The organism is Candidatus Dependentiae bacterium (assembly GCA_018897535.1).
GTDB lineage: Bacteria > Babelota > Babeliae > Babelales > UASB340 > UASB340.
The window spans coordinates 1-8,162 of the sequence record JAHIKO010000046.1; the positions used below are offsets into that span (position 1 = coordinate 1).

Genomic DNA, 8,162 nt, shown 5'->3' on the forward strand with positions numbered 1-8,162 from the left:
AGAAAATATTAATAAAAATTTTTTTTTAAAGCATTTAAATAAATTTATAATAATTTTTAAATTTATTTTAATATCTGTTTGTTTTTCAAAGTCATGTGCAGTTTCAGGCGAAATCATATCAGTAAATGTATATACATTAATTACATTATCTCTTTTAGAAAACAAATTTAAAAAATTTGGCAAATAAAGAAAAAACGCAAATATAAAAATATATATAAAAATTATTATAAATTTATTTAAATGCTTTAAAAAAAAATTTTTATTAATATTTTCTTTATTATTCATTTGAGACAACCTTATCAACAACTTTTAAATAAGATAAAAGTAAAATAAGAATACTACTTACCAAAAGCAATAAAGTTGACACTGCATTAATCGTTGGGTCAACCCAGGTTTTGATCATAGAATAAACATATACCGATAAAGTTTGAACTGTTGGACTTGAGCAAAAGAACGAAATTAAAAAATCATCCAAAGAAAGTGTAAAAACAAGTAACCCTGAAGCGACAAATGCCGGTACCAGCAATGGGAAAATAACATGTAAAAAAGTTTGAATATACCCTGCACCCAAATCTAAAGAAGCTTCAGTGAGTTCAGGATCCAATTCTTTAAATCGCGCTCTTACAATTGGAACAACAAAACCTAATCCTATTATAGTGTGTCCCACAATTAAGCTACCAAATCCCAGTGGTATCTTTAGAAACACAAATAAGCTTAGAACACTTACTGCCAAAATTATTTCGGGTAAAATTATTCCGGAATTAAAAAGATTGCTCAACAAATCTATATTTAACCATCTACCGGATATTACAAAAAAAGTTCCAAGTACCAAACTTAAAATTGTTGCGCAAATAGCAACAATTAAAGACACCCCTAAAGCTTGCCAAATCTCTGGAGAATCAAATAATTTCTGGTACCATTTTATAGAAAAACCGGTCCATTCAATTGAAACTGAAGAACTATTAAAAGAAAAAAGTATAAGAATAAATATCGGCAAGTACAAAAACGAATAAGCCATCACAACTAATAATGGGCTAAAATATCTAGAAATCTTTCTTTTTCCTAAAACCATAGTAACCAATCTTTATTTATTTTTCATAATTTTTTTTACAATTCGAAGCAATATCAATGAAAAAATTAAAGCACATGTCAAAGCGATTACTCCAAAAACCGTAATAGCTGCACCTGACTTCCAATCCCTTGATATCAAAAATTTTTCAACTATTATACTTCCCCAATATATTTTTCTTCCACCGCCCAATAAATCCGGTATTGCAAATTCACCAAAAGCCGGAATCAAAACCAATAAAAATCCAGTAAGAACTCCCGGCATAGAAATAGGAAATATAACACGCATAAATGTCTGAAATTTATTAGCACCAAGATCGTGTGAAGCTTCTATTAATCTTTTATCCATTTTTTCAAGTACTGTATAAATTGGAAAAATCATAAAAGGTAAAAAACAATATGCCATACCAACCTGAACGGCAAAATAATTGTTTAATAGATGTGTAGAATCTTTAAACAATCCAAAAAATTTAAATATTATACTAAATAAACCATCTTTTTTAAGCAAAAAAAACCAAGCATAAACCTGAACAATAAAGCTTGTCCATGCAGGCAATATTAATGAAAATAAAAATAATGATTTATATTTTTTTACTTTTAAAGATATAAAATAGGCGACAGGATATGCAAATAAAAAAGTTATAAATGCCGTTGAAAAAGCTAAAAATAAAGAATTAAAAATAACACTAAAATATAATTGATTAAAAATTTCTTTATAAGCTAAAAATGACAATCGTATAATATTATCAAATTCAACAAAACTATTTAAAATTAAAACACTTAATGGTAAATATAAAAATAAAATTTGCCATATCAACGCCGGTGTAATAAAAATAAACGGTAAATCTGCAACAGAAAAGTTTTTAAAAAATTTCATATTTTCAAACTATCCCTGTAAAAGCACTATATTTTCTTTTTGAAAGTAAAGATTTACACTATCGTCATAATCAATAACTTCCTGCGGAAAATGTTCTTCATTTTGTTCAAAAACCATTAATTTTTTACCGTTTTTCAACATCACGCTATATTGAGTAGATCGACCATAATAAATAATATTATCAACTCGACCAATTAGATGATTTGAAAATCCATTAATTTCTTTTTTACTTATATATATTTTTTCAGGTCTAATACTTAAAAATAAATTGCATCCCGAAATCATCCAATTTTTTTTAGACGGCGCAAAAACAAAAATATTTCCAAGCCCTTTTACCTCTACCATTTGTTGATTATCTGTTTCTATCAATCTACCGGCAATAATATTTGTATTGCCAACAAAATTTGCAACAAATCTTGATACGGGAAATTCGTATATTTGTTTTGGCGTTCCAATTTGTTCAATGTGACCATCATTATTCATGATCGCCATTTTATCGGCAACAGTTAAAGCTTCTGATTGATCATGCGTTACATAAACAAATGTCGTTTTAAGTTTGTCCTGCAATTCTATAAGTTCTATTAATAATTTTTCTTTTAATTTTTGATCCAATGCCGCAAGAGGCTCATCCAACAATAAAACTTCAGGTTGACTTATAATTGCTCTAGCCAGAGCTACTCGCTGCTGTTGTCCACCGGACAAGCTATTTATATTTTTATTATCAAAGCCCAATAAATGAACCATCTTTAAAGCATCATAAACTTTATCTCTTACAAATATTTCTTTTTCTCTTCTTATGCGTAGACTATAGGCAACATTTTCAAAAACAGAAAGATGCGGAAATAAAGCATACTGTTGAAAAACAGTATTGATTCTTCTTTTATAAATTGGCTGATGTGTAATCTCCTGATCGCCCAAATAGATCTTTCCCGAATCAACCGATTCAAGTCCGGCAATCAAACGCAATATTGTAGTTTTACCGCACCCCGAAGGTCCAAGTAAAGCAAAAAACTTTCCGGTAGGAATTTCCAAACTTAATCCGGAAATTATTTCTTCACCCTCAAATGTCTTACTAACATTTTCCAAACGAATTTGCCTCATCCAAAAGTCCCTCTACAATAATCACAAAACCCAAAAAAAAGATAAAGCCAAATAGTTTAAACAAATATAACAAATATCATTAAATCACAATTAAGTGCAAGTTTAAACTTTTTTAAAAACTTTTTATAAAATAAACTACTTTTTAGTATTTTTGTCTCTTCTGGCAAAAATCATTGGAACAACGATGTCAGATAAAGTACATGGAGCCAAAACCACAAAAATTAATAAAATAAAAACAAATCCTATTTGGTTATACCAATTGGAAAATCCAAAACTAACCAAATACAAAATAGAAGCCATTGCACTTACAAATATATGTAAAAAATGAAACCCCTGAGAATAAAAAAGATGTTTATTTGAATCATGATCGGCCATTAACCATCCATTAAGCATGCCGGCAAAAACGAATGGCAACACTCTTGATAATTTTTTTACAAAGCACCAGTGAAAAGACATATCAACACCAAGTAATCTTCCGGAGAAATATGGCAATATCATATCTGAAAGAGTACAGAAAAATGCCGGCGCCAAAAAACCTATAATTATTGCCAACATTTTATTTTTTGAATAACGTCTGAAAGTTAAAACCGTTCCTGTTGCGGCAAACAAAAGATGCAAATAGTGAAAATTATGAAATAGACGATATGCCCCAAGCTTATTTTCTGCAGGATTTACGTAATATAAAAAACTAAGAACAACCATAGACATAGCTACAGAAAAAATTGCTATTGGCAAATGACAAACAATTTCATCTATTATCGTATTATGCCGTTCCAATTGACCTTTTTCGCAATGGCTTTCTGATTCACAGCACATTTTTTACCCCTCAATTTTAAATTTAACAAAAACCAGTAAAAATTTATTATAAACTATTTATTTACAAATTAAAGAAGTTCAATCTAAAAAACCTCTCCCAATGTTAGGTACCATGAATAATTTGTATCATCAGGCAATAAATGTTTCCATTTAAAGCCCAGATCAAATCTAATTGAACCTATTGGAGTTTTATATCTTAATCCAACACCGGTAGATGGATACCATTTTCCCCTAAAACCTGCGAACCCTGTCTGACTTAAAACGCCAACATCCTGAAAAATTACACCGTGAAGTAATTTATATACCGGGAATCTTAACTCTAAATTGGCATTAAACATTCCACTACCACCCTGGATTGTATATTTTTTCTTTATTTTTCCATATTCATCAACATACTCTTCGACCCCATACGGCGGAATAGCATCTTTTTCATAGCCTCTAACGGTAAAAGGTCCACCCAAAAAAAATCTTTGCGATGGCTGAATCGTGTTAAATGTAGAATTGAATATATACCCTAAACGAATTCTTAATGCCCCAATAATATCTTTGTAAAACGGCATAAAAAAAGAGTGCTCAGTTGTTAACTTACCAATAGGCTTACCTTCACATTCAGGTATCATAAACCTAAAAGATGCAAAATTTATTGAACCTTTTTTTATATCAAGATGATCATTAATTTTTTCTACCACAAAACTTGGGCTTATAAAAAAATACGGTAATGTCTGATTTATTAGACGCCTATCCAAATTAATATTGCCACGAACTTTTTCCGTTCTAACCCATTCATTTCCAATTCCAAATCGCCAAAAATAATCACGCTTAAACTCGTTATTAATACCAACTAAAATTCCATTTTCAATAGACTGATATGCAGATTGACTATTTTCTACTTCAACAGGGTTAATACTTTTATTTGAATAGACTTTTAATTTACCAATTACGCGAGAATCATCAAAATTTATTCCAAATGGCGATAACATTTTGTATTCAAAATCAAACTTTCTTTCAAATCGAGTTAGATCGGCATTTAATGTAAATTTGTCTAAATTATTTGTAGGATTATTAAAAATTAAAGAAGTTCCTACTCTATACGTTGAAGCTTTTTTAAATAAAAAGTTCTTATTTGTTAAAAAATAACCAAATCTAAAAGCCGCTTCTATAGGCTCTTTATCTATTAATGTCAAATTTATTGGAACAAATCCAGTGTCTCGACTTAAAGCTATTTCATTTGGTTCTATTTGAACCATCTTAAATAAATCCAATTTTTTTAAATTTTTACGAGTTAGATCCATATTAAAAGAATCCCAAATATCACCCTCTTTAAATTTCATTTCTTTTAGAATTTTTTTAAAAGAAACTTTTGAATTTCCACGCAAATATGTTGGTCCAAACTTAATTTGTGTACCAAGATTTATTTTCCAAATCAAATTTATCTTAGTTTTTTTATCAACCAAAACTTCTTGTAATATTGTTTCTACAAGTGCATACCAATATCCGAGTTTTTGCATTTTTTTTAAAATAAAATTTTTTTGTTCAAGTAACCAATAATAATCAAATGGCTTTAAATCTTGATCTGATAATTTTTGATATTTATCAAAAAATTTTTTTGATAAAAAATTCAAATCCGGAATAATCTTAATATTTCCCAAAAAACGTTGCTCTCCCTTATTAATCGTTATTACAATATCACAACTATTTTCTTTTTTATTTTTTTTAAAACTTTTATCTAAAATTTTAAAATCCCAGAAACCATGTTTTAAAAATCGATTCGTTAATTTGTTTATAAATTGATTTAACAAATATTCGTCAAAAATTTTATTTTCCAACTCTTTAAAAATATCTGTTTCTTTTATTAAATTGTTCTCTAAATCTTTTACCAAAATATTTTTTATAATTATTGGTAAATTTTCATTTATATTAAATAAAAAAGATCCGTCTTTTTGCTTTTTATAAAAAATTACGCTATCCCAATAACCTTTCTTATAATAATTATCGAAAAGTTCCTGCGCTATAATTTCAGGTGTAAAAAACCATGATGGGTAATCTGTTCCTAAAAAATTTTGTCGTATATATTTTTCTGAAAAATTTTTATTACCAACAAATCCTAATTTTTGCTTTTTACCTAAATTGATACTAAAAATTAAGTCTAAAAAATTATTTTTTTTATAAATATTTTTTTTTATAATTATTTTTGGATTAACAAAACCCAAAAATTTTAAATAATTTAAAAACTTTCTTGTACTCTTGGTTATATTTTCTTTTGTTGCAATCTTTTTGTTTAAATTTTTAAATATTTTTGTTTGAAAAAAATTTGTAATTAATATGGATTCATTTTCTGTACAAATATTTGGTGATAAATCAAAATTTATATTATTAATAAAAAATTTTTTATTTCTTTTAATTTTTATATAAACAGATATTGTTTTATCTTTATTATAAATTAATTCGTCTTTTACAATACAATTGTAATACCCTTTAAATTTCAAATTTTCTACAATTTTATCTATTGCGAGACGATGTAAATCAATATCAAAATAATCTCCCGATTGCATTTTATAAAAAGCGGAATAATCATGTTTACCAAATAAAACACCAATAATATAAATTTTTTTAAAAATCCAATTACCCTTTAAAGAAAAATGCACATGTTTACCATTATTCAAATTATCTATTTTTATAATTATTTTTTCAAATCTACCTTTGGATTTTAAATTTTTTTTTGCATTTTTTATTTCTAAATCAGAAATAAAAGAATTTTGCTTCAATTTTGTAAGATATAAAAATTCGTAGTTAGAAAAATTTACATCAGAATCAAATGTTAATTTCTCCAGTAAAAATGTATTCTCAGCATTACAGGAAAAATAAATTAAAAAATTTAATATAAAAAACTTAATCTTTAGATGCATACAATAAACAATAGCTTAAATTTTGAGAAAATAAAAAACTCTTGCTCATAATAATATCTTTAAAATTAATGAACAAGAGTAAAATTTTTTATAAAAAATTTTATAAATTATCCCCAATTACCCGAAATACTCCGCGAAAATCTCTTTCAGTTTGCATAGGTTCTATAAGAACATCATCAACTTTTGATTTAGGACTACCCTGATAAATAAAATCTAATAAGTCATCCAATTTATCCTGCCCACCACAAACAAATATAATAACCGATCCATCATGCTGATTCTGAATAGTTCCTTCAATCATAAGTTTTTCAGCCTGGTTTTGTATAAAATGTCTATATCCGACAGCTTGAACCTTGCCTATGACTCGTATTTTTACACACCTCTTCATTTTACAACCTTTCATCTCTCTTTTTTTATCGTACATTTAGTGGGGTAAATTTATCAAATTAAAATTTATAAAGTCAAAATATTTTTATAACTGAGAAAAATCTCTGTACAGATCAATATGTTTTTCGATCATATAATTTTTATGAAATCCAGATAAATTATCTTTATAATTTGCAGCAGACAAATATTCAGAATTATTATTTATATAAAATTTTATTTTTTCACTAAGCAATTGCCAATTTTGAGATTCAACTAAAAAACCATTTTTATTGTCAAATATTACTTCTGGTATTCCGGAAATATTATATGATATAACCGGCAATTTTGATAATCTGGCTTCAATTATTGCACATGGTAAACCTTCCCATAAAGAACTCATAACAAACAAATCCCATGTTTTTACAATACTTGCAACATTAGATTGCCAACCAAGTAACTTAACGTTGTTTTTTAAATCATTTTGATTTATAAAATTTTCCAATTCAGGGCGTAAAACACCATCCCCAACAATTTCTAAAAAGATTTTATCTTTTTTTTCAGATAAGTCTTTTAAAAGTCTTTTAAATGCTCTTAATAAATCAATTAAATTTTTTTGTGGCTTAAAACAAGAAACCGTTCCAATAACAAAATTATCGCTTTCAATATTTTTTACACATTTCGCCGGAATATAAAATTTATCATAATCAACTGCGGCTCGAATTATCAAAGCTTTTTTTTTGAAAAATGGTAAATATTTAGAACCAAATTTTAGATCATAATTCGAAACACAAACAAATTTAGTAGTAATAAATGCAGTAAAAAATTCAGCCAAATAAATAGAAATCCAATATATTTTATTTTGGTTTTCATGAAAACCAAAACCATGCACAGTATGAACTATATTTTTTATACCGGCGAAAAAAGCAGCCCAACGCCCCAAAATTCCGGCTTTTGTACTATGAGTATGGACTATCAAATCCGTATAATTTTTTCTATTTTTTTTGATTAATTTTATAAGTTTAAAAAAT

The 8,162-nt window shown here is 27.0% G+C and carries 8 protein-coding genes; all 8 read right to left on the minus strand.

Annotated elements, in window-relative coordinates:
* The coding region (locus KKE07_02820) for a hypothetical protein (GenBank protein MBU4269787.1) at positions 1-285 on the minus strand (285 nt) is incomplete at its 3' end.
* Positions 278-1,072 (minus strand): ABC transporter permease, encoded by a 795-nt coding sequence (locus tag KKE07_02825; GenBank protein ID MBU4269788.1) that lies wholly within the window; start codon positions 1,070-1,072, stop codon positions 278-280. The genes KKE07_02820 and KKE07_02825, both read right to left, overlap by 8 nt.
* A gap of 12 nt (positions 1,073-1,084) precedes the next feature.
* Positions 1,085-1,945, minus strand: a complete 861-nt coding sequence (locus tag KKE07_02830; protein ID MBU4269789.1) for an ABC transporter permease — start codon at positions 1,943-1,945, stop codon at positions 1,085-1,087.
* 9 nt (positions 1,946-1,954) lie between these two features.
* Positions 1,955-3,046, minus strand: coding sequence for an ABC transporter ATP-binding protein (locus KKE07_02835; GenBank protein MBU4269790.1), 1,092 nt, complete (start codon positions 3,044-3,046; stop codon positions 1,955-1,957).
* 135 nt (positions 3,047-3,181) lie between these two features.
* Complete coding sequence (locus tag KKE07_02840; protein ID MBU4269791.1) at positions 3,182-3,862, minus strand: hypothetical protein; 681 nt, start codon at positions 3,860-3,862, stop codon at positions 3,182-3,184.
* A gap of 83 nt (positions 3,863-3,945) precedes the next feature.
* Positions 3,946-6,768, minus strand: a complete 2,823-nt coding sequence (locus KKE07_02845; GenBank protein ID MBU4269792.1) for a BamA/TamA family outer membrane protein — start codon at positions 6,766-6,768, stop codon at positions 3,946-3,948.
* Between the two features lie 100 nt (positions 6,769-6,868).
* On the minus strand, positions 6,869-7,156 hold the full coding sequence (locus KKE07_02850; GenBank protein MBU4269793.1) for an acylphosphatase: 288 nt from the start codon (positions 7,154-7,156) through the stop codon (positions 6,869-6,871).
* An 84-nt stretch (positions 7,157-7,240) separates the two neighbouring features.
* The coding region (locus KKE07_02855) for a glycosyltransferase (protein MBU4269794.1) at positions 7,241-8,162 on the minus strand (922 nt) is incomplete at its 5' end.

Bases quoted from the DNA above. Each gene is read 5' to 3' on its own strand.
- KKE07_02825 (MBU4269788.1), bottom strand. From the start codon at position 1,072: ATGGTTTTAGGAAAAAGAAAGATTTCTAGATATTTTAGCCCATTATTA.
- KKE07_02830 (MBU4269789.1), bottom strand. From the start codon at position 1,945: ATGAAATTTTTTAAAAACTTTTCTGTTGCAGATTTACCGTTTATTTTT.
- KKE07_02835 (MBU4269790.1), bottom strand. From the start codon at position 3,046: ATGAGGCAAATTCGTTTGGAAAATGTTAGTAAGACATTTGAGGGTGAA.
- KKE07_02840 (MBU4269791.1), bottom strand. From the start codon at position 3,862: ATGTGCTGTGAATCAGAAAGCCATTGCGAAAAAGGTCAATTGGAACGG.
- KKE07_02845 (MBU4269792.1), bottom strand. From the start codon at position 6,768: ATGCATCTAAAGATTAAGTTTTTTATATTAAATTTTTTAATTTATTTT.
- KKE07_02850 (MBU4269793.1), bottom strand. From the start codon at position 7,156: ATGAAGAGGTGTGTAAAAATACGAGTCATAGGCAAGGTTCAAGCTGTC.